Here is a 20,013-nt window from a genome sequence, read left to right as displayed (position 1 = left end):
TAAAAGGATCACTTATGAAGACAGGCTCCGATCCATTAACGCTGAAACTCCCGCTGCGTGAGAAGGTGGCTTACGGCGTCGGTGATTTTGGCTCCAACCTGATGCTGACTATCGGGACGCTTTATTTACTCAAGTTCTACACCGATGAGCTGGGCATGCCAGCCTGGTACGGCGGGGTGATTTTCCTGGTGGCGAAATTCTTTACCGCCCTAACCGATATGTTCACCGGCATTGTGCTGGATTCACGCCGCCATATTGGCACGAGAGGAAAATTCAGACCTTTTATTCTCTATTTCTCGCTGCCGGTAGCGCTGGTGGCTGCGGCACAGTTTGTTGCTAACGACTTTAGCCTGACGATAAAGACAACGATCGCGACCGCCCTGTTTATGACGTTTGGTCTGTTTTACAGCCTGATGAACTGTTCCTATGGCGCAATGGTGCCAGCCATAACCAAAAATCCCCACGAACGCGCCCACCTCGCCGCCTGGCGGCAGGGCGGGGCAACGGTGGGATTACTGGTTTGCACCGTGTGCTTTATGCCCATTCAGTCGCTGTTTGTTGGCAAAAGTGCGCTGGGCTATCAGGTTGCCGCCGCCGTCTTTGTGGTCGCCGGGCTGCTGTGCATGTGGTTCTGTTACAGCGGGGTTAAAGAGCGCTATGTTGAGCTCACCCCGACGCATCATAAACCCGGTGTGGCAACGGCCTTCCGCGCCATCTTTCACAATCCGCCGTTGCTGGTTCTGTGCCTCGCGAACCTCTGTACCCTGGCGGCGTTTAATATCAAGCTGGCCATTCAGGTCTACTACACGCAGTACGTGCTGAACGATGTTCATTTGCTCTCCTGGATGGGCTTCTTCAGCATGGGCTGTATTCTGGTGGGCGTACTGCTGGTGCCCACAGCGGTAAAACAGTTTGGTAAGAAACAGGTTTATCTGGGGGGACTCATCCTCTGGGCCTTGGGCGATCTGGGTAACTTTCTCTGGGGAAGCAGCTCTCTGCTGTTCGTCATGTTCTCCTGCGTGGCGTTTTTCGGTACGGCATTCGTTAATAGCCTTAACTGGGCGCTGGTGCCGGATACCGTAGAGTACGGGGAGTGGAAAACCGGCATTCGGGCAGAAGGTGCCTGTTACACGGGCTACACCTTCTTTCGCAAGATATCCGCCGCGCTGGCAGGATTTTTGCCCGGTCTGATGCTGACGCAAATAGGCTACGTGCCCAATGCCGTACAAAGCGATGGCACGCTGGCAGGTTTAAGGCAGCTGATCTTTATCTGGCCCTGTTCGCTGGCGATTGCGGCGGCGTTGATCATGGGCTTCTGCTACAAGCTGAATGAAGCGCGTTTTGCCCTGATCGTGGCCGCCATTAGCCGACGTAAAACGCATCGCCTCCAGCCCGTTGACGACAAAAACCGCGTTACGCCATTACGTCAGCCCACTGACGCTGAGTCATAAGTTTCTCTGTTACCTTGCCCTCAGGGTTGCTGTTTGCCAGTTTTGTGACGGCTGACCAGCAACCCGGTTTTCTGTTTATTCCTCATCTGCCGCCTTTCCTGTGTGATATCCCTTTTTTAACTCACTGTTTAATCTGTTAAAAATAATTCTTCCCCTAAGCGAACGCGCAAGTTTGCGTTCCGGATCACTCACAAGGGCCGGATTTCCACTTCGAAACGGAAAAAGTCGTTCTCCACAGCGCTGCCGCCTCTGGTTAGTTTGAGATCACGCTAAGCGCGAAATGGGAAGCAGACGATGAGTACGGGTAAGGGAGCGGTAGCGATGAATGCGTCACAAGACGAACAGCAAAGGATTCAGGCCCTGACGGATCGCGTGATGGCGCAGATTGAGGTGCTTTTTGCCGAGCGGGCCATCCAGCCGAATGCCGTGCAGATACAAATGCTGGCTTCGCACGTGCGGGCAATGGCATTGCGATCCGTCACCGGCGAGAGTCTGCCAGAGGTTGAGGCTGAGCTGTTTGACGAAATTTCCAAAGAGTCGATGGCGCTGGCACAGCAGGTGGTGGACCTGTTTGGCAATTTGCCACCAGAAGAAGCCTGGCTGCTTTCTGTCCACTTTGAAGTGGCGAAGAACGACTAATTTTCCAACCCTGAGAGGAACAGACATATGGTAACCGTAGTGATCGGCGATCGTTTAGGTAAAGGACAAAAAGTGGCGGCTGGCGTAGAAAAAGCCGGTGGCCGTGCCGTTGTGGTGCCGGGCGTCGCGGCAGACATGAAGCTGGGCGACGTCATGAAAGCAGAGAATGCCGATTTCGGTATCTCCTTTTGCGGCAGCGGAGGGGCAGGCGCGATTACGGCGCAAAACAAATACGGCTATAAGGCCAAACATGGTATGCGCTCTGTGGATGAAGGCGTAACCGCCATTAATGAAGGCGCGAACGTGCTGGGCTTCGGCTTTATGGACAAAGAAGAGCTGGGTGAACGTCTGGTTCAGGCCTGGAACAAAAAACACGGTGGATAAGGAATGAAAGAGACCTTTACAACCTCGGTTGCCGTAAGCGGTAAGGGCGACACCAAGGCGAAAGCCTTCGCAGATGCGCTGAGTCGTGTACAGCACGAAGTCCTGCGCAACGCCAATAAGATTCTGCTGCGCATTGAACCGCAGGACGTAAAGGTGGTGCGCGCGCGGGAACGCGTCACAACCGAAAAATTCCTTTTCTTTTTCCTGGCACGCGAGCGCAGGCTCTTCAGCGTCGACCTGGAGGTCACCATTAACGTGACCTGCCTGGACGGCGATAAGGTCGAGTTCACCCGCGTGTAAGTCAGCCTCAAACAACACATATAAGGAAAGAGGATGTTTCTCATCATTTTGCTCAAGTCGTTAATTATCGGCGGCCTCGTGGGCGTCGGTGTGGGCGCCGGTGCCGCCCGCATGTTCCATGCCCCGACGACACAAGGTATGGGCGCCTTTCGCACACTGGGTGAACTTAACTCCTGTGAAGGCGATCCTGCCTCTCACTTCTCTTTTGGGTTGGGATTCTTCTTTAACGCCTGGGCCTCCTCCGTGGCGGCGGGTGCGTTCACGCAGGACGTGGATCATCGCATCATCCCCAACTGGGGCGCGGCGGCGATCATGATCAAAAACCGCAATGTGGCAGAGACGCTACACGACCCGAAAAAGATGGCTATCGCCTGCGGCATCATCGGCATGGTGGTGGTGGCTTTTCTCAACTCGACCGCCTCTGCTGTTCCGGCGGCTCTGCAGGTCACGGCGGTAAAGGTGCTGGTACCGGCCGCTAATTTGCTGGTGAACACGGTCATGCCGGTGATCTTCTGGCTGGCGGCAATTGACGCCGGTAAGAAATCGGGCTTTTGGGCCACCATCTTCGGCGGTCTGGCACAGCTGATTATGGGCAATGCCGTACCGGGCCTGGTGCTGGGCATTTTGATTGGTAAAGGGGTTGAAGAGAGCGGCTGGAACAAAGTGACCAAAATCATGATGACCGCCATCGTCGCCCTGTTTGTTCTCAGCGCCTTCTTCCGCGGTTTCGATATGAAGATGCTGCAATCCTTCCAGCTCGGCATTCCTGGCTGGCTCGACAGTATTCATAACAGCCTGAGCGGCAAATAACGGAGCGTCTGCAATGGAAGAATCAAACAAAGGTTTCTGGTATGCCGACTGGTCATTCCCGATTTTTGTCGGTCTGCTCTCCTCCGGCGTGTTTGCCGGGACCCATATGTACTACCTGTACGGTATCGGCGCTTTTAACGAAGTGGCCTTCGTCTCGATGTTACGGGCGGGCATCGATACCGGCGTTTACGGCGCGGTGGCCGCTTTCGGTGCCAGCTTTCTGTTCGCCCGCATCATTGAAGGATCGCTGGTCGGGATTCTGGATATCGGTGGTGCCATCCAGACCGGCGTCGGGTTGGGCGTGCCCGCGCTGCTGCTGGGCGCCGGTTTTGTCTTCCCGGTGGCGAATTTTGCGGCTTCGCTGGTCACCGGTCTGGTTATCGGTGTGGCGATAGGCTACGTCATCATTCTGGCGCGTAAGTTCACCATTAATCAAAGCAACAGCACCTATGGTGCGGACGTGATGATGGGCGCGGGCAATGCATCAGGACGCTTCCTGGGGCCATTGATTATCCTGGCCGCCATGGGCGCCTCCATTCCTATCGGTCTCGGTTCGCTGTTGGGTGCGCTGGTGTTCTATCTGTGGAACAAACCGATCACCGGCGGGGCGATCCTCGGTGCCATGATCCTCGGCGCGATTTTTCCGGTCGCGATCTGATCGCGTTAATGCCCGATTGGTGAAGGCCGATCGGGGCAGTCAAAGGAGATTCCTATGTACGATCTGATTCTGCGTCGGGCGCGACTGCCGGATGAACGTCTGATCGATATCGCCATACTCGACGGAAAAATAGCCGCCGTGGGTGAGGTAACCGGCAGGGCAAAAGTGGAACAAACCCTGGCGGTGGATTGCTATCTCAGTGCGGGCTGGATCGACTCCCACGTACACTGCTATGAAAAATCGCCCATCTATCACGATCATCCCGACCGGATTGGCGTGGAAAGCGGCGTCACCTGTGTTGTCGATGCAGGCAGTACAGGTGCAGACGACATTGATGATTTCAGACAGCGCACGCAAGCGGTCACCACCCAGGTTTTTGCGCTGCTGAATATCGCCCGCACCGGCATCGTTACCCAAAATGAACTGGCGGACATGACCCAGATTGATCGCCCGGCGATTGCCGATGCGGTAAGACGTCATCCCGATTTTATCGTCGGGCTTAAAGCCCGGATGAGCAGCAGCGTGGTGGGCGAAAACGGCATTCGGCCGCTGGTGCTGGCGAAGGCGATTCAGCAGGAAAATGGCAACCTGCCCCTGATGGTGCATATTGGTAACAATCCCCCCAACCTCGATGAAATCGCCGCGTTGCTGACCTCCGGCGACATCATCACCCACTGCTACAACGGCAAGCCAAACCGCATCCTGACGCCCGAAGGGCAACTGCGTGCAGCGGTAAAACAGGCACTGGCAAGGGGCTTGCGGCTTGATGTTGGCCACGGCAGTGCCAGCTTCAGCTTTGAGGTGGCGCGCGCGGCGATTGCCCAAGGCATTCTGCCTGACACCATCAGTTCAGACATCTACTGCCGCAATCGTCTGAACGGACCGGTTTATACCCTGGCGCACGTGATGTCGAAATTTTTCAATGTAGGCATGACGCTGCCACAGATTATTGCCTGCGTAACGCATCAGGCGGCCAGCGGGCTGAGATTACGCAGCAAAGGTGCTATTGAGCCCGGACTTGATGCCGACTTTACCCTGTTTACCGTGGCGCACGAATCCGTGTCGTTTGTGGATGCGGAAGGGCTGGCGGAGCAGGGCGATCGCCAATTGATTCCTCTGGCGGCTATCGTCGCCGGTGAGTGCTGGATGACTGAAGAAGGGAAAAAACACAATGTCTTCACTGTATGAGAAATATGGCCTGAAGCAGGTCATTAATGCCTCTGGCCGCATGACCATTCTTGGCGTGTCTACACCGGCCAGCGACGTGGTTGATACGGTTAAATACGGCCTGGAGCACTATTTTGAAGTGAAGGACCTGGTTGATAAGACCGGGGCTTACATCGCTAATTTGCTGCAGGTGGAAAATGCGCTGGTGGTGTCCTGTGCTTCTGCGGGCATCGCCCAAAGCGTGGCTGCCGTCATTGTGAAAGATGACGACTGGCTGCTGGATAATTTACATAGCGCACCGCTGACCGTGCCGCACGACATCGTGGTGCCAAAAGGGCATAACGTGAATTACGGCGCGCCCGTTGGCAGCATGATTGCGCTGGGCGGCGGTCGGACGGTTGAGGCGGGTTACAGTAACGAGTGCTCGCCACAGCAGCTTTCCGCTGCAGTCACCGCCCAGACGGCGGCCATTCTCTATGTGAAGTCCCATCACTGTGTACAAAAGAGCCACCTGAGCGTGGCGCAGGCCGCCGAGGTGGCACGTAAGCATGGCGTGCCGCTTATCGTGGATGCCGCCGCTGAGGAAGATCTGCAGTGCTATTACCAGGCGGGTGCCGATCTGGTTATTTACAGCGGGGCCAAAGCCATTGAAGGCCCCACCAGCGGCCTGGTTATCGGGAAACATCAGCTTGTCGAGTGGGTGAAGCGCCAGAGCAACGGCATTGGCCGCACCATGAAAGTGGGCAAAGAGGGGATTCTGGGACTGACCCAGGCCATTGAATCCTACCTGACCCTGCCGAAAACCACCGGCGCCCAGATGGTGGAAAAAATGACGCCTTTCATCAACAACCTTAACGGTCTGGATGGCGTCAGTGCGCGCGTTGTATGGGATGCCGCCGGGCGCGACATTGCCCGGGCAGAGATCAAATTCGATGAGACCACAATCGGGCATCAGACCGGCGATCTGGTGCAGGCGCTAAAAAACGGTGATATCGCCATTTACTTCCGTGGCTACAAAGCCAATGAGGGCGTTATTGAAGCCGACGTGCGCAGCGTCAGCGCTGAGCAGCTGCAGATTATTTTCACCCGCATTCAGGCGCTGTTAACAGGAGAAAAATAGCATGACGCTAACCCCCAATTTTTATCAGGATCGCCTGTGTCTTAACGTGCTGGCGGGTTCAAAAGAGAACGCGCGAGCCATCTGGCAGGCCGCAGAAGGCCACGTACTGGTCGGCGTGTTATCAAAAAACTACCCCAGCAACGAGGCCGCTATTGCGGATATGCGCGAGTACGCCGCGCTGATTGATAACGCGCTGTCCATCGGCCTGGGCGCGGGCGATCCCCGGCAGTCGCGAATGGTCAGCGAACTGGCCGCCGTGCTACAGCCGCAACATGTTAATCAGGTGTTTACCGGCGTCGGCACCAGCCGTGCGCTGCTCGGTCAGTCACAAACGGTAGTCAACGGGCTGATTTCACCAACCGGCACGCCGGGCAAGGTGAAAATTTCCACCGGTCCCCTCAGTTCACAGAGCAGCGACGGAATTGTGCCCATTGATACCGCGATTGCGTTACTGAAGGACATGGGCGGCAGTTCCGTGAAGTATTTTCCAATGGGCGGTCTGGATACGGTGGACGAGTACCGCGCGGTGGCCGAAGCCTGTGCGAAACAGGATTTCTGGCTGGAGCCGACCGGCGGGATCGATCTGCAAAACGTTGGGCCGATCCTGCGTATTGCGCTGGACGCTGGCGTGAGCAAGATCATTCCCCACATTTACAGTTCGATCATCGACAAAGCCAGTGGCGAAACCCGCGTGGAAGACGTGCGCCAACTGCTGGCCATCTGTAAAAGTCTGCTGGACTGAGCCCAGGCCTGTGCGCCACTTCAAGGACAGATTACGGGCGCGCAGGGCATAATAGACCTGCCGCCTGTTTTCCGGCAGTCTGACGTTTACTTTGTTCTTGTTAACCGCTGAAGCAGGTAACCCGACGTGAGATTCCCGAATCAGCGCCTTGCGCAACTGTTCGACGCATTGAAAGACGAAACGCTCCCCCAGGACGAACTGGCACGGCGGTTTGCGGTGTCCACGCGCACCGTACGCACGGATATTACCGCGCTCAACGCCATGCTGCAGCAGCACGGCGCGCAGTTTGTCCTGAATCGCGGTGCGGGCTACCAGCTTAAAATTATTGATGCGCTGCGCTTTAACGTGCTGCAGCAGCAGACGCGTGCGCCTCTGCGGGTGCCGCGCACCTCACACGACCGAATCCGCTACCTGCTGGTGCGTTTCCTCACCGCCGCCTATTCCCTGAAGCTGGAAACCCTGGCAGAGGAGTGGTTTGTCAGCCGTGCCACGCTGCAGAATGACATGGCCGACGTGCGCGAATGGCTCGGCCGTTATCAGTTGAGTATCGAAAGCAAACCCCATCACGGCATGAAGCTGTTTGGCAGTGAAGTGGCGATCCGCACCTGCTTAACCGATCTGCTGTTTGAGATCGATCAGGAGCAGCCTGACAGCCCGCTGATCGTGCCCGAATCGCTGGAAAGCGGCCTGCTGGAAACTCTTCAGCCGCTGCTGCAAAACGGCCTTGCCCAGCACAATATCCGCCTCAGTGATGAAGGCGAACGCTATTTGCGTTTTTACTGCGCGGTGGCGCTACGTCGCATCAATGAAGGCTATCCGCTGAGCGATCCGCAGGTGGAAGAGATCGGGGAGGACGTGCGCGAGTCTGCGCAGACGCTGATCCATGCGCTGCGGCCGCTTACCGTTAAACCGGTTTCTCCGGCGGAAGAGAGCTGGCTGCGGGTGAATATCGCCGCCCGACGCATTCAGGACGTTGCCCCCAGCGCCATTAATGCTGACGATGCGGAGGCGCTGGTTAACTACCTGCTCAGCTTTATTAACACTCACTACTATTACGATCTGCAGAACGATCCTCAACTCCGTGCCGATCTGCTTACCCATATTAAAACGATGATCACGCGCGTGCGTTATCAGATCCATATTCCTAACCCGTTATTAAGCAACATCAAGCAGCACTATCCAATGGCCTATGATGTGACGCTGGCGGCGGTGTCCAGTTGGGGAAAATATTCGCCCTATACGATTAGCGAAAATGAAATTGGCTTTCTGGTGCTTCATATCGGCGTCGGGCTGGAGCGCCATTATAACGTGGGTTACCAGCGTCGCCCTCAGGTACTGCTGGTGTGCGACAGCGGTACGTCGACGCTCCGCATGATCGAAGCCATGTTAATGCGCAACTATCCCCAGTTGCAGGTGACGCAGTGCCTGTCGCAGCGTGAATATGAGGCCCGCCAACGCATCGAAGAAGATTTTGTGATTTCCACCACGCGGCTGAGTGAAAAAGAGAAACCGGTTGTCGTGGTCGCACCTTTCCCGACGGAATTTCAACGGGAGCAGATAGGCAAGCTGGTGCTGGTGGACCGCACCCGGCCCTATATGTTGGAGAAATTTTTTGATGCCCGCCATTTCTGCATCATCGATCGGCCGATGAGTCAGTCTGCGCTGTTTCGGCTGTTATGCGATCGGCTGGAGGCAGAAGGCGTGGTGGATAATGCGTTTTATGCTTCCGTTGAGGAGCGTGAAGCCATTGTCAGCACTATGCTGGGCGAAGGGATTGCGCTTCCGCATTCGCTGGGGCTGATGGCGAAAAAAACGGTGGTGTACACCGTGCTGGCCCCGCAGGGTATCCCCTGGGGCGAGGACACGGCTTACGTGATTTTCCTGCTGGCAATCAGCAAAAACGAGTATGAGGAAGCGATGGCTATCTATGACCTGTTCGTGACCTTTATGCGCGAGCGGGCGATGACGCGATTGCGCGACAGCAGTGACTTTGCCTGCTTTAAAAGCGTCGCGCTGGACTGTCTGAGCCGGCTGTAATCTTCAGGAATGGGCGCCCGGCGTCGGTGAGTTTTTCCGGGCCAGCAGGCGAGGAATTTCGCGCAGGCACCAGGCTTTTGCCTCACCCATGCTGTCACGCCGCCAGGCCATGATGATATCGACCTCACGCGAATACTCCGGGCTGACCACCCGCAAGCGGCCCTCTGCAATGTCCTGCTCCACCATGTTATAAGGCATGGTGGCGACCCCTAAACCGGCCAGGAGCGCGCGACGTTTGTCATCCATCGTACTGACGGTCAGGCGCTGTTGCTTGTCCAGCAGTTGCACGGTCAGAACCGGACGTTCGCGGGCCGTATCTGCCACGGCAATGCCGCGATATTTTACCCGGGTGACTTCTGAAAGCGGCTCGGGTTCGTTGTGTATTGGATGGTCAGGGCTGGCAACGTAAACGCTGATGATGCTGTAAAGTTTGCGGGTGTTTATTTCGGTCGAGGCGCGAAAATGCATATCCGGTGCAATGACAATATCAGCCCGCCCCTGTTCCAGTCTCTCCCAGGCGCCAGCCAGTACTTCTGTGATGATGGCGATCTGGGTATTGGCTTTGTCAGCCAGCTTCGTGACCAACGGAAACAGCGCGTCGGTGGGCACTAACGCTTCCGTCACGATAGTCAGCTGGGTTTCCCAGCCGCGTGCCAGCGCCTCGGCATCGGTCGTGAGCTTGTCGGCGGCCTCCAGCAACACCCGACCGCGCTCCAGTAACATTCTTCCGACATTGGTGAACTTCGTTCGATGGCCCGAACGGTCAAACAGCACCACATCCAGCTCTTCTTCCAGTTTCTGCATGGTGTAGCTAAGCGCTGAGGGCACGCGGCCCAGTTCATCGGCGGCGGCGGCAAAGCTGCCGCGGCGATCGATAGCATCCATCACACGTAAAGCTTCAAGGGTTAACGCACGGTCTTTGGCCATCCCGGTTCTCTGTCAGGAAATTTGAATATGCACGGCAGATTAACTGGCTAACAATCCGGCGTCCAGACTTTTACCATAAAGGCATATTTCCCGTCGTCGATTCTTGCCGACGGATGCTGGAGGTACATAATGATTACGACACGCAGTGCATCCGCTTGTGGTCAGGCCGATTACGGTTGGTTACAGGCGCGCTACAGCTTTTCTTTTGGCCACTATTTCGATCCCAAATTAATGGGTTATGCCTCCTTACGCGTTTTGAATCAGGAAGTCCTGGCACCTGGCGCGGCGTTTCAGCCGCGCACCTATCCTCAGGTGGATGTGCTGAATATCGTTTTACAGGGTGAGGCGGAATACCGGGACAGCGAGGGTAATCACATCAGCGTGCGTGAAGGTGAGGCGTTGCTGCTCTCCGCTCAGCCTGGCGTGAGCTACAGCGAACTTAATCCGAGTAAAGATCGCCCGTTAACCCGTATGCAGCTCTGGCTGGCGGCCTGCCCGGAACGTGAAAATCCCCGTATGCAGAAAATGACGTTGTCGGGCGGCATGCGTTCGCAACTGCTGGCCTCACCGGATGGCGGCGACAGCAGCCTGCAGTTGCGTCAGCAGGTCTGGATTCATCAGGTTGAGCTGGCGGCAGGCGAGCAGCATCTGGTGCCGCTTCAGGGCGCGCGCGCCTATCTGCAATCTATCCATGGCGCGTTTGAGGCCTCGGCCGGGGGCGCTCATCAGGAACAGCTGGGCTGTGGCGATGGCGCATTTTTGCAGGAAGAGCAACAGCTGTGGCTGTCAGCGAAAACCCCGACCCGCGCACTGGTGATCGATATTCCGGTCTGAGGCCTTCTCTCGTTACGCCGCCGCCAGCGGAGACAACCTCGGGCGGCGCGATAATGCTGGGCGGCAAGCCGGAAAACGTTTGTTGGCTCTGACCCGGTCACGGCTAAACCCGCAATAAAAAAGCCGCAACCCAACAGGGTGCGGCTTTTCTGTCTGCGCCAGTAACAACCCGGACAGCTGTCCTGGGGTTAACTCAGCATTACTTCACCATGGTAAACGCGGTGGTGACGTGTTTCACGCCGCTGACCCGGCTGGCAATGTCCGCGGCGGCTTTGGCTTCTTCTGGCGTCACCAGGCCCAGCAGGAACACTTCACCGTTTTCCGTGGTGACTTTGACGCTTGATGATTTCACCTGATCGCTGCCCAACAGCTGCGAGCGAATCTTGGTGGTAATCCAGGTATCAGACGACGAGGTGCCAAGGCTGACTTTCGGCCCAATCCGAATCTCGTTATAGACTTCGGTTGCGCCATCAACGCCCATGGTGATCTGTTTCGCGCGGTTGGCAATCTCCTGACTCGGGGCCTGACCGGTTAGCAGGACTTTACCCTGATAGGCGGTAGCAATGACGCGAGCATCGGTTTTGATTTGCTGATCTTTTGCCAGCGCGTTGCTGACGCGTAATTCCAGCGTGCCGTCATCGACCTGCGTTCCGACAGAGCGGGGATCGGTGGCGGTTTTGGTCGCCACAGCGGCGCTACCGGCAACCACCGCGACACAGCCCTGCAGCAGCATGGCGGTTAAAACAATGGCTATAGCGTTCAATGCTTTCATTGGTGCTCCTTCCGTCATTCCTGGTGGGGAAACAAGGTGTTATCAATCAGATCGCACAAACAGTTGAGTGTTAACATATGCATCTCCTGAATGCGAGCACTACGATGTGAAGGAATACGAATTTCCACATCCTGCGGTCCCAGCAATCCGGCTAATTCGCCCCCATCATAACCGGTAAGCGCAACGATAGTCATATCGCGCGTGACGGCGGCTTCGACGGCCTTCACGATGTCCCGTGTATTCCCGCGTGTAGAGATTGCCAGCAGAACGTCACCGGTTTGTCCCAGTGCACGCACCTGCTTAGCGTAAATCTCGTCATGCAGACGATCGTTACTGATCGCCGTCAGCATGACGTTGTCCGCACTTAAGGCCAGCGCGGGCAGGCTGGGGCGTTCGGTTTCAAAGCGGTTGATCATGCTGGCGGCAAAGTGCTGAGCATTGGCGGATGACGCACCATTACCACAGCTCAGTATTTTGTTACCGTTGAGAAGTGACTGCACCATTGTCATTGCTGCACGCGAAATGGCATCGGGTAACGCCTCTGCAGCAGCGATTTGAGTTTGAATACTTTCGGTAAAACACGCTTTAATTCTTTCCTGCACACGACCACCTGGTTCTAAACGTCTGCATTAAAGGCATTCGGCAACCATTCAAGCGCCGTGCCGGTAATGGCAATGATGTCGAAACGGCAATTCACTGTTTCAAAACTGCCGCCGCGTTGCGCCAGCCACAGAGAGGCGGCACGCAGCAGCTTGTGTTGTTTCTGTCGGGTAATACTGGCCAGACTGCCGCCGAAGCGTGCGTTACGCCGGTAACGCACTTCGACGAACACCCAACACTGGTTGTCTCGCATTATCAGGTCTAGTTCCCCTGCGCGATAATAAACATTGCTGGCGACCCATGTTAACCCCGCCCGCTCAAGATAGCGGCGGGCGAGTTGTTCGTGCTCGGCACCCGTACGACGGCGGTTTAGCTGGCCGGTACGATGTTGCCCTGGCGATACTGGTTCCATGTCAACTTCCTGTTGATCACACAATCAGCGGTGGCGCTCAGCTTGCCGGTATTGCCGTCGAGCGAGAAGCCCGGCACCTGACGCATCTGGTTAAAGTGGTTAGCCAGCGTCCACGCATCAATCCCCATCGCGTACAGACGCACCAGCGAGTAATCGTTATTGAACGACTTCGCGGCCTGCTGCATCAACGCCGGATTTGCGCCGGAAAGCAGGGGGATATCGCTGAACTGCAGCCCTTCCATTTCCAGACGGAAATCCGGCCCTGCGCCCGCCTGCGCGCTGCGCGAACTGGCGTAGAGCGCAACGTTGCTGCGGCTACCGGTGCGCATGCTGATCATCGGTTTGATCAGTTGCAGTTCATCCTGAGTCGAGACGATATAAGCGGCATCAATGGCTCCGCCACTGCTGGCGGCCGGTGCGCTGGTTTGCGGTGCCGGAATGTTCAGGCCCGCAACGGAAACGCTTTGCGGCTGAGAAGACGAGGGCATAACCACGGGCGTACCGCTCATGCTGATGCCTGCACCGCTATTGATGCCCTGCTTGAGTTCTGAAACAGAACCAAAGCGCTGCTGGAGCACGGTGCCGCCGCCCAGTGACTGCCACTCTTTCGTAAAGGCCGCCGTTACGCGATCGCCCAGGCCGTTGCGAGGTACTAACAGCAGCGGCTGGCGTTTGCCCTGGTCCCAGATATGATGCGCCGCATCGCGCGCTTCATCTTCAGGCGACAGCGCAAAATAGCACATATTCGGATGGTTCTGGATTTGCTCTGGCTCGTTCAGCGCCAGGACATTCAGCGGTGTCTGGCTGTTCGCGACCGTTTCAACGTTGTTTTTCAACAGCGGTCCAACAACGAGCGTGGCACCATCCTGTTGGGCCTGCTGCATCACCTGCGCGATGGGCTGACTGCTGGTGTCGTAAACCTTCACCTGCGCATTGCTGGCGGGTTCGGCGGCCGGCTGTTGCTGAGGCTGCTGTTGCGTCGTTGCCGGTTGCTGCGCCGTGCCGCTCTGCTGCGCAGCCGCCGGGTTAGCTGACGGGCTGACGACCGCATTCGCATCCGCAGGCTGCTGCTGATTTATCGCGATAGGATCCTGGGCGCTGCCCGGCGTCGCCTGAGGCGCGGTAGCGAGGGTGCCGTTCTTCGCGTCGTTAAAGCCTTTCTGGATAGCGCTGGCGAACATCTGCGCCTGACCGTTCAGCGGCAGCAGCAGCGCGATAGTGCTGGTGGACGCTTTGGTAAAGTTCTGCACCTGGCTCAGCTGGGTCGGTAAGGTTTTTGCAGCAGGGTTATCGGGATAGCGCGTCTGCCAGTCTTTAATGGCTGACTTCAGCATGTTGGCATCCTGCGCATTGGCATGCCACGCCGTGAGCAGATCCAGCCAGCCCTGCAGAATGTTTTCATCGGCATTGATCACCAGCGAATTCATATCCTGCTGCGACAGCTGGGTCAGCGCCTGCCAGGTGGCATCGATATTCTGCTGGCGTTCATCGCCTTTCAGCAACGGCTCCTGAGCAATATAGGCGCGGAGCAGGGCCAGCGAAGTTTTACCCTGTGCGCTGGCAATCTGTAAACCGTAGTAGCGCGCCAGCTGATCCTGAGACAGCTCGCTGGTTTTCACCTGACTCAATATTGGTTGAGCATCGGCAATCTTTTGCTGAGCAACCAGAGACTGGGCTTTCAGCAGCAGTAATTCTTGCTGCTGTTTATCAGAAAGCTGATTAGGCAGTTCGCCGATCGCCTGAGCAGCCTGCGGATATTTTCCTTCTTTCAACAGGGCGCGGATTGCGAGTAATTGCCAGTCGGTCTTGCTATCATCGCTGCTTTGCTGCACCTGCTGCAGATAGTAGGCGGAATTATTAGTAACGGGTGCCTGGATGTCTACGGACTGGCTTTTCGGGCCCTGGCCACTACACGCGGCTAAAATCAGACCAGCAAGAAGGACAGGCACAAAGCGTCCTGCTTTATGACGAACGATTTTTGAAGGAAGCATACTGTATCCAGTGATGTTTTTTTCAAGATGCTCAATATTAAATCGGCAATTCGGATGAAACAATGAAACAACTCGATCGGGCAGACATTTCCGCCAGCACGCTCTACATCGTGCCAACCCCAATAGGTAATTTGGCTGACATTACCCAGCGGGCGCTAGCGGTACTTTCCAGCGTCGATCTGGTCGCAGCGGAAGATACACGTCATACCGGACTGTTGCTACAACATTTCGCCATCAATGCGCGACTCTTCGCACTTCATGACCACAACGAACAGCAGAAAGCAGAAATCCTGCTAACCAGGCTGCAACAGGGAGAAAGCATAGCTCTGGTTTCTGATGCTGGCACGCCATTGATCAACGATCCGGGTTATCACCTGGTTCGCCGCTGCCGTGAGGCCGGTATTCGCATCGTTCCTTTACCGGGTGCCTGCGCAGCGATAACAGCATTAAGCGCAGCGGGATTGCCGTCTGATCGTTTCTGTTACGAAGGATTTCTACCCGCCAAAACAAAGGCGCGGTGTGATGCGCTTCGGGCGCTGGCCGAGGAGCCGCGTACCTTAATTTTTTACGAATCCACGCACCGTTTGCTGGACAGCCTGCAGGATATGGTCACGGAGCTGGGGGCTGGCCGTTACGTCGTGCTGGCGCGCGAATTAACCAAAACCTGGGAAAACCTGAATGGCGCACCGGTGGGGGAACTCCTGGCCTGGGTGAAAGAGGATGAAAATCGCCGTAAAGGTGAGATGGTGCTCATCGTTGAAGGCCATCATCCTGACGAAGAGGCATTACCCGCAGATGCACTGCGCACGCTGGCGTTGTTGCAGCAGGAACTGCCGTTGAAAAAGGCGGCGGCGCTCACGGCTGAGATACACGGTGTGAAAAAGAATGCGCTCTATAAACATGCGCTTGAGCAGCAGGCCTGAGCCTGTTGAGTTGCCTGCGCGCCGGGCGTGACAGCGCGGGCTAAACCCTCTATAATGCGCGCCGAAGCTGACCAGACAGTCGCCGCTTCGTCGTCGTCCTTCTCTGAAGGAGACGGGCGGAGGGGAGGAAAGTCCGGGCTCCATAGGGCAGGGTGCCAGGTAACGCCTGGGGGGGAAACCCACGACCAGTGCAACAGAGAGCAAACCGCCGATGGCCCAGTAATGGGATCAGGTAAGGGTGAAAGGGTGCGGTAAGAGCGCACCGCGCGGCTGGTAACAGTCCGTGGCACGGTAAACTCCACCCGGAGCAAGGCCAAATAGGGGTTCACATGGTACGGCCCGTACTGAACCCGGGTAGGCTGCTTGAGCCAGTGAGCGATTGCTGGCCTAGATGAATGACTGTCCACGACAGAACCCGGCTTATCGGTCAGTTTCGACTTCTTAATGCAAACCCCGCGCAAGCGGGGTTTTTGCTTTATGGCGCGGCAAAGCAGGCGTCGCTGCCGCCACCAGATGCGGGGATATCGGCAGCAGGCCACGGCTCCTTGCTGACGCGGGCTGGCCAGCGCGATGAAGGGCGTTGCCCGATACCGTCGTAAAACAATGTGGCGTTAGCCGGTCAGGGCGCTTCCGCGCTGGCGACCCTGAGAGGAAACGCGATTCACTCTCCTGATCTGGCAAGAAAAATGGGCCGCGTTGCCAGAGGCTTTGTTTCTCAGGCAAATCCCATCCATTTTCTTTCCAATGCACTATAGGCTCATCCGATGTGTCAGATGATGGCTTGCCATCTGTTTGGGAGGCAACGGTTTCTCTCGTCTATAGTTGAAGGCAGCTTGCCACACGTCATTATTTTACGTTTTGCCCCATTGGGCGCGAATTCATTGAATGAAGATTAAAAAAACAGGTGGATCATGGTTACAAGAAGGACTTTACTGACTTATTCCGGGGCGTTTGCTGCCTTATCTGCATTAGGCATTTCTCCCGGCGCTATCGCAGCAGGCGTTCTCAAGTTAGGTAACAGCGAAGCATTTAACTTTGAAACCTTGATTGCCCAGGCCAAAGCCCTGGCAGCCAAACCCTATGAAAAAACCACCTCATTCGACCCGTCATTGTTATCCAACATAACCTATGACGCCTACATGAAAACCGTCTACAAGCCGGACTATGCGCTGTTTAAAAATGCCGGACGGTTTCCTGTTACCTTTTTCATGGTAAACGGTTTACACCGTATGCCGGTGAAAATGCACGTCGTGGAAAATAACGCCGCGCGTGAAATTATTCAAAATATTGACTACTTCACCACGACGGATAAAAACGTTACGTTGCCGGCGCTGAAAGGTAACGTATTCTCAGGTTTCAGAGTGCTGGCCAGCCAGGACACGCTAAAAACCAATCCACAAAATGACTGGATATCCTTTATGGGCGCGTCTTATTTCCGCGCCATCGGCGAACTGGGGCAGTTTGGTTTATCCGCGCGTGGTATTGCGCTGAATACCGTTCAGCCGGGTGTCGATGAAGAGTTCCCTGACTTTACGGATTTCTGGTTTGAAGCGCCGAAAGACGACAGCAAACATCTCACGGTCTATGCGCTACTCAACGGGCCGAGTATCACGGGCGCCTACAAATTTATCCTGCAGCGCGGTAAAGGGGTTATACAGGATGTCGAATGTACGCTTTTCCTGCGCAAGGACATTCAGCGTTTCGGTATCGCGCCTCTGACCTCCATGTACTGGTTCTCAAAAACGGTTAAAGGGGCGGCGACAGACTGGCGCCCGGAAGTGCATGACTCCGATGGTCTGGCGATGTGGACCGGCAGCGGCGAACATATTTGGCGGCCGTTGAACAACCCATTACGCGTGGTCACGTCCAGTTTTCATGATGAGAACCCGCGCGGCTTTGGTTTACTGCAGAAAGATCGGGATTTCGACAGCTATCTGGACGCTGCGCACTACGAGAAACGTCCCGATCTGTGGGTGGAACCGCGAGGGGAATGGGGCAAAGGCTCAGTTCAACTGATGGAAATCCCGACTGACGATGAAATCTACGACAATATCGTCGCCATGTGGGTACCGGATGCGCCAGCGAAAGCGGGCGATCAGCATCATTTCCATTATCGTCTGCACTGGCTGGCCGATGAGCCCTATCCCTCTCCTCTGGCGCGTTGCGGGGCAACACGACTGGGGCGGGGCGGTGTGCCGGGTTCCGATCGTCCGCATGACAGCCGTAAGTTTGCCGTCGAGTTCCGTGGCGATGTGCTTAATCATCTGCCGTCAGGCGTTTCCCCCGAAGCCGTGCTTTCTGCATCGCGTGGTACTTTTGAGAACGTGCTCGTGTCTAAATTGCCGGACGATTCAGGCAACTGGCTGGCGCAGTTTGATTTGGTCGCCGGCGAAGGCGATCCGGTAGAGCTTAAGCTCTATTTGAAAGCACAAGACAAGGTGGTGTCGGAAACCTGGTGCTACCAGTACCATCCGTTCAACTCCCCTGCGAAGCCCTGGCCCGTCGCGTGCGAAACGAAGTAACTTTTAAATAACGCCCATTGAACAGATGGGCGTTAATCTTTTAACGCGACTCATCGGCAAACGTCGCGCATTGAAATGTTATTGGATGCGTTATCTTCAGCGTTTCAGGAATAATAATGACCTTCCCCCTTTTCCGGCTAAGCCCGTCTTAAATAGCGTGATTGTCTTCCCTTATCCTTGTTCTGTTAACGGCTGTTTCATCGCTCTGCTTTTTTTTCGGCGAAATATTCTTAAGTGAAAAAAAGATATTTTATTGATCTGCACAACGTCAGTATAAATAAAAGCATTGGTTCTCATAAGAAAAGAGTGAAGTGTGAGAAACAGCACAATCCCATTTTTTTATGATGATTAAGATTCGTGGCGGATAAAGGCGACGTAAAGGAATGACATCATGCACAGGTATACGCAACGACGAACGCCCCGGCTAACACTGTATCAGAGCACTGTTCGCCCCCTATTAACGAATCGCTTTAACCCCGTCTCTTCTGCAAGAATATGTTTTATCCCTTCTGTCAGTAATACAGTTTCTTCCACACAATACGCTGTTTTATCGCCATCCTTTTCCTATCCTCTCGCTGCCCGTTTCTTTTTAAATCAACTGCGTAAGCTCATGCTGTTACAGCATGCTGCGAAGCGAAAACGGTAAGTTTATTACTTTTTTTCAGCTTTTATACGATCGCATTTCTCTTCGGGGAATTTTGCTGAATAAACCCTGCCTGAAAAAGGAGTCGATATGAATATCAATAAAAACCTTCCCGTTAGCCTTGATGAAATTTATGCTGCCAGAGAGAGACTAACAGGGAAAGTTTATAAAACCGGCATGCCACGCTCAAACTATCTCAGCGAGCGCTGCGACGGAGAAATATTCCTTAAATTTGAAAATATGCAGCGAACGGGGTCTTTTAAGATTCGTGGTGCATTCAATAAAATGAGCTCACTGACGGAGAAAGAAAAACGTCAGGGCGTTGTCGCCTGCTCAGCGGGTAACCATGCGCAGGGCGTTTCACTGTCGTGCGCCATGCTGCATATTGACGGCAAAGTGGTCATGCCTGCGGGTGCGCCAAAATCCAAAGAAGCGGCGACGCGCGATTACTCCGCGGAGGTGGTCATTTATGGTGAAAACTTTAATGACACGCTAACCAAAGTGGAAGACATTGTGGCCAGCGAAGGCCGCATATTTATCCCGCCTTATGATGATGTGAAGATCATTGCCGGACAGGGCACCATCGGTCTGGAAATTCTTGAGGATCTCTTTGATGTCGATAACGTCATCGTTCCCGTAGGCGGTGGCGGGCTCATTGCCGGGATTGCCACGGCGATCAAGTCCATTAATCCCACGATTACCGTCATCGGCGTGCAGTCTGAAAACGTTCACGGTATGGCAGCCTCCTTTTTTGCTGATACCATTACGCGCCATCGTCTTACCGGCACCCTTGCGGACGGCTGCGATGTCGCCTGTCCGGGCGATCTCACCTTCGCGATTGTGAGAGAATTGGTCGATGAGATGGTGCTAGTGAGTGAAGACGACATTCGTAAAAGTATGATTGCATTGATTCAGCGAAACAAAGTGGTCACAGAAGGTGCCGGCGCGCTGGCATGCGCCGCGTTACTGAGCGGCAAAGTCGACCACTACATTCAGGGGCGGAAAACGGTGTGCATTATCTCAGGCGGTAATATTGATTTGTCCCGGGTTTCCCAGATTACGGGTTTTGCTGACGCATAAA

19 protein-coding genes and 1 other RNA gene are annotated in these 20,013 nt (G+C 55.3%); 15 read left to right on the top strand and 5 right to left on the bottom strand.

Features of this window, described 5'->3' with window-relative positions:
• Positions 1-14: 14 nt before the first annotated feature.
• The 10 genes from EL29_RS15690 (at position 15) to EL29_RS15645 (ending at position 9,308) form a co-directional block, all read left to right on the top strand.
• Positions 15-1,451 carry an MFS transporter gene (locus EL29_RS15690; RefSeq protein ID WP_014604920.1) on the top strand — a complete coding sequence of 479 codons (1,437 nt, stop codon included), beginning with the start codon at positions 15-17 and terminating at the stop codon, positions 1,449-1,451.
• 294 nt (positions 1,452-1,745) lie between these two features.
• Positions 1,746-2,090, top strand: coding sequence for a glycine dehydrogenase (locus EL29_RS15685; protein ID WP_013027358.1), 345 nt, complete (start codon positions 1,746-1,748; stop codon positions 2,088-2,090).
• Between the two features lie 27 nt (positions 2,091-2,117).
• Positions 2,118-2,474 carry an SFCGS family glycine-rich protein gene (locus EL29_RS15680; protein WP_013027356.1) on the top strand — a complete coding sequence of 119 codons (357 nt, stop codon included), beginning with the start codon at positions 2,118-2,120 and terminating at the stop codon, positions 2,472-2,474.
• Positions 2,475-2,477: 3 nt separating this feature from the next.
• Positions 2,478-2,774 (top strand): DUF4312 family protein, encoded by a 297-nt coding sequence (locus tag EL29_RS15675; RefSeq protein WP_013027355.1) that lies wholly within the window; start codon positions 2,478-2,480, stop codon positions 2,772-2,774.
• 33 nt (positions 2,775-2,807) lie between these two features.
• Positions 2,808-3,584: a DUF4311 domain-containing protein gene (locus tag EL29_RS15670; protein WP_014604922.1), complete on the top strand. Its 777-nt coding sequence runs from the start codon at positions 2,808-2,810 to the stop codon at positions 3,582-3,584.
• A gap of 13 nt (positions 3,585-3,597) precedes the next feature.
• Positions 3,598-4,242: an EF_0833/AHA_3914 family membrane protein gene (locus EL29_RS15665; RefSeq protein ID WP_013027353.1), complete on the top strand. Its 645-nt coding sequence runs from the start codon at positions 3,598-3,600 to the stop codon at positions 4,240-4,242.
• 54 nt (positions 4,243-4,296) lie between these two features.
• Positions 4,297-5,430, top strand: coding sequence for an EF_0837/AHA_3915 family putative deacetylase (locus EL29_RS15660; protein WP_013027352.1), 1,134 nt, complete (start codon positions 4,297-4,299; stop codon positions 5,428-5,430).
• On the top strand, positions 5,414-6,529 hold the full coding sequence (locus tag EL29_RS15655) for a DgaE family pyridoxal phosphate-dependent ammonia lyase (RefSeq protein WP_019104892.1): 1,116 nt from the start codon (positions 5,414-5,416) through the stop codon (positions 6,527-6,529). The genes EL29_RS15660 and EL29_RS15655 overlap by 17 nt, the downstream gene beginning before the upstream one ends.
• A 1-nt stretch (position 6,530) precedes the next feature.
• Entirely contained in the window at positions 6,531-7,271 is a 741-nt protein-coding gene (gene dagF / locus EL29_RS15650; protein ID WP_013027350.1) for a 2-dehydro-3-deoxy-phosphogluconate aldolase, read from the top strand.
• Positions 7,272-7,397: 126 nt separating this feature from the next.
• On the top strand, positions 7,398-9,308 hold the full coding sequence (locus EL29_RS15645; RefSeq protein ID WP_028715843.1) for a BglG family transcription antiterminator: 1,911 nt from the start codon (positions 7,398-7,400) through the stop codon (positions 9,306-9,308).
• 3 nt (positions 9,309-9,311) lie between these two features.
• Here the strand turns inward: EL29_RS15645 and EL29_RS15640 are convergent, their stop codons facing one another.
• Complete coding sequence (locus EL29_RS15640; protein WP_022622422.1) at positions 9,312-10,235, bottom strand: LysR family transcriptional regulator; 924 nt, start codon at positions 10,233-10,235, stop codon at positions 9,312-9,314.
• A gap of 129 nt (positions 10,236-10,364) precedes the next feature.
• On the opposite strand from EL29_RS15640, the gene EL29_RS15635 reads away from it, so the two are divergent.
• Positions 10,365-11,069, top strand: a complete 705-nt coding sequence (locus EL29_RS15635; RefSeq protein WP_013027347.1) for a pirin family protein — start codon at positions 10,365-10,367, stop codon at positions 11,067-11,069.
• A 199-nt stretch (positions 11,070-11,268) separates the two neighbouring features.
• Here EL29_RS15635 and dolP read toward each other — a convergent pair whose 3' ends face one another.
• The 4 genes from dolP to EL29_RS15615 are packed head-to-tail and all read right to left on the bottom strand — an operon-like array spanning position 11,269 to position 14,844.
• Complete coding sequence (gene dolP, locus EL29_RS15630; RefSeq protein WP_014604927.1) at positions 11,269-11,841, bottom strand: division/outer membrane stress-associated lipid-binding lipoprotein; 573 nt, start codon at positions 11,839-11,841, stop codon at positions 11,269-11,271.
• A gap of 14 nt (positions 11,842-11,855) precedes the next feature.
• Positions 11,856-12,443, bottom strand: a complete 588-nt coding sequence (diaA, locus tag EL29_RS15625; RefSeq protein ID WP_013027345.1) for a DnaA initiator-associating protein DiaA — start codon at positions 12,441-12,443, stop codon at positions 11,856-11,858.
• 14 nt (positions 12,444-12,457) lie between these two features.
• Positions 12,458-12,853, bottom strand: coding sequence for a YraN family protein (locus EL29_RS15620; RefSeq protein WP_014604928.1), 396 nt, complete (start codon positions 12,851-12,853; stop codon positions 12,458-12,460).
• On the bottom strand, positions 12,811-14,844 hold the full coding sequence (locus EL29_RS15615; protein WP_028715842.1) for a penicillin-binding protein activator: 2,034 nt from the start codon (positions 14,842-14,844) through the stop codon (positions 12,811-12,813). The genes EL29_RS15620 and EL29_RS15615 overlap by 43 nt, the downstream gene beginning before the upstream one ends.
• A gap of 62 nt (positions 14,845-14,906) precedes the next feature.
• On the opposite strand from EL29_RS15615, the gene rsmI reads away from it, so the two are divergent.
• The 4 genes from rsmI to tdcB all read left to right on the top strand — a co-directional run bounded on the left by rsmI (position 14,907) and on the right by tdcB (position 20,012).
• Complete coding sequence (gene rsmI, locus EL29_RS15610; protein WP_014594693.1) at positions 14,907-15,767, top strand: 16S rRNA (cytidine(1402)-2'-O)-methyltransferase; 861 nt, start codon at positions 14,907-14,909, stop codon at positions 15,765-15,767.
• 63 nt (positions 15,768-15,830) lie between these two features.
• Positions 15,831-16,206: RNase P RNA component class A (gene rnpB, locus EL29_RS15605), an RNA gene on the top strand.
• Between the two features lie 472 nt (positions 16,207-16,678).
• Positions 16,679-18,289 carry an OpgD/OpgG family glucan biosynthesis protein gene (locus tag EL29_RS15600; RefSeq protein WP_028715841.1) on the top strand — a complete coding sequence of 537 codons (1,611 nt, stop codon included), beginning with the start codon at positions 16,679-16,681 and terminating at the stop codon, positions 18,287-18,289.
• A gap of 733 nt (positions 18,290-19,022) precedes the next feature.
• Entirely contained in the window at positions 19,023-20,012 is a 990-nt protein-coding gene (gene tdcB, locus EL29_RS15595; protein ID WP_014594692.1) for a bifunctional threonine ammonia-lyase/L-serine ammonia-lyase TdcB, read from the top strand.
• The last annotated feature ends 1 nt before the right edge of the window (position 20,013 follow it).

It is taken from the genome of Pantoea ananatis LMG 2665 (assembly GCF_000710035.2).
Lineage (GTDB): Bacteria > Pseudomonadota > Gammaproteobacteria > Enterobacterales > Enterobacteriaceae > Pantoea > Pantoea ananatis.
The sequence above is the reverse complement of the archived record's forward strand: the minus strand, read 5'-3'. Positions and strand labels throughout refer to the sequence as shown.

Excerpts from the sequence above, each read along its gene's own strand:
- EL29_RS15690 (WP_014604920.1), top strand. The coding sequence starts at position 15 with ATGAAGACAGGCTCCGATCCATTAACGCTGAAACTCCCGCTGCGTGAG.
- EL29_RS15685 (WP_013027358.1), top strand. The coding sequence starts at position 1,746 with ATGAGTACGGGTAAGGGAGCGGTAGCGATGAATGCGTCACAAGACGAA.
- EL29_RS15680 (WP_013027356.1), top strand. The coding sequence starts at position 2,118 with ATGGTAACCGTAGTGATCGGCGATCGTTTAGGTAAAGGACAAAAAGTG.
- EL29_RS15675 (WP_013027355.1), top strand. The coding sequence starts at position 2,478 with ATGAAAGAGACCTTTACAACCTCGGTTGCCGTAAGCGGTAAGGGCGAC.
- EL29_RS15670 (WP_014604922.1), top strand. The coding sequence starts at position 2,808 with ATGTTTCTCATCATTTTGCTCAAGTCGTTAATTATCGGCGGCCTCGTG.
- EL29_RS15665 (WP_013027353.1), top strand. The coding sequence starts at position 3,598 with ATGGAAGAATCAAACAAAGGTTTCTGGTATGCCGACTGGTCATTCCCG.
- EL29_RS15660 (WP_013027352.1), top strand. The coding sequence starts at position 4,297 with ATGTACGATCTGATTCTGCGTCGGGCGCGACTGCCGGATGAACGTCTG.
- EL29_RS15655 (WP_019104892.1), top strand. The coding sequence starts at position 5,414 with ATGTCTTCACTGTATGAGAAATATGGCCTGAAGCAGGTCATTAATGCC.
- dagF (WP_013027350.1), top strand. The coding sequence starts at position 6,531 with ATGACGCTAACCCCCAATTTTTATCAGGATCGCCTGTGTCTTAACGTG.
- EL29_RS15640 (WP_022622422.1), bottom strand. The coding sequence starts at position 10,235 with ATGGCCAAAGACCGTGCGTTAACCCTTGAAGCTTTACGTGTGATGGAT.
- EL29_RS15635 (WP_013027347.1), top strand. The coding sequence starts at position 10,365 with ATGATTACGACACGCAGTGCATCCGCTTGTGGTCAGGCCGATTACGGT.
- dolP (WP_014604927.1), bottom strand. The coding sequence starts at position 11,841 with ATGAAAGCATTGAACGCTATAGCCATTGTTTTAACCGCCATGCTGCTG.
- EL29_RS15620 (WP_014604928.1), bottom strand. The coding sequence starts at position 12,853 with ATGGAACCAGTATCGCCAGGGCAACATCGTACCGGCCAGCTAAACCGC.
- EL29_RS15615 (WP_028715842.1), bottom strand. The coding sequence starts at position 14,844 with ATGCTTCCTTCAAAAATCGTTCGTCATAAAGCAGGACGCTTTGTGCCT.
- rsmI (WP_014594693.1), top strand. The coding sequence starts at position 14,907 with ATGAAACAACTCGATCGGGCAGACATTTCCGCCAGCACGCTCTACATC.
- EL29_RS15600 (WP_028715841.1), top strand. The coding sequence starts at position 16,679 with ATGGTTACAAGAAGGACTTTACTGACTTATTCCGGGGCGTTTGCTGCC.
- tdcB (WP_014594692.1), top strand. The coding sequence starts at position 19,023 with ATGAATATCAATAAAAACCTTCCCGTTAGCCTTGATGAAATTTATGCT.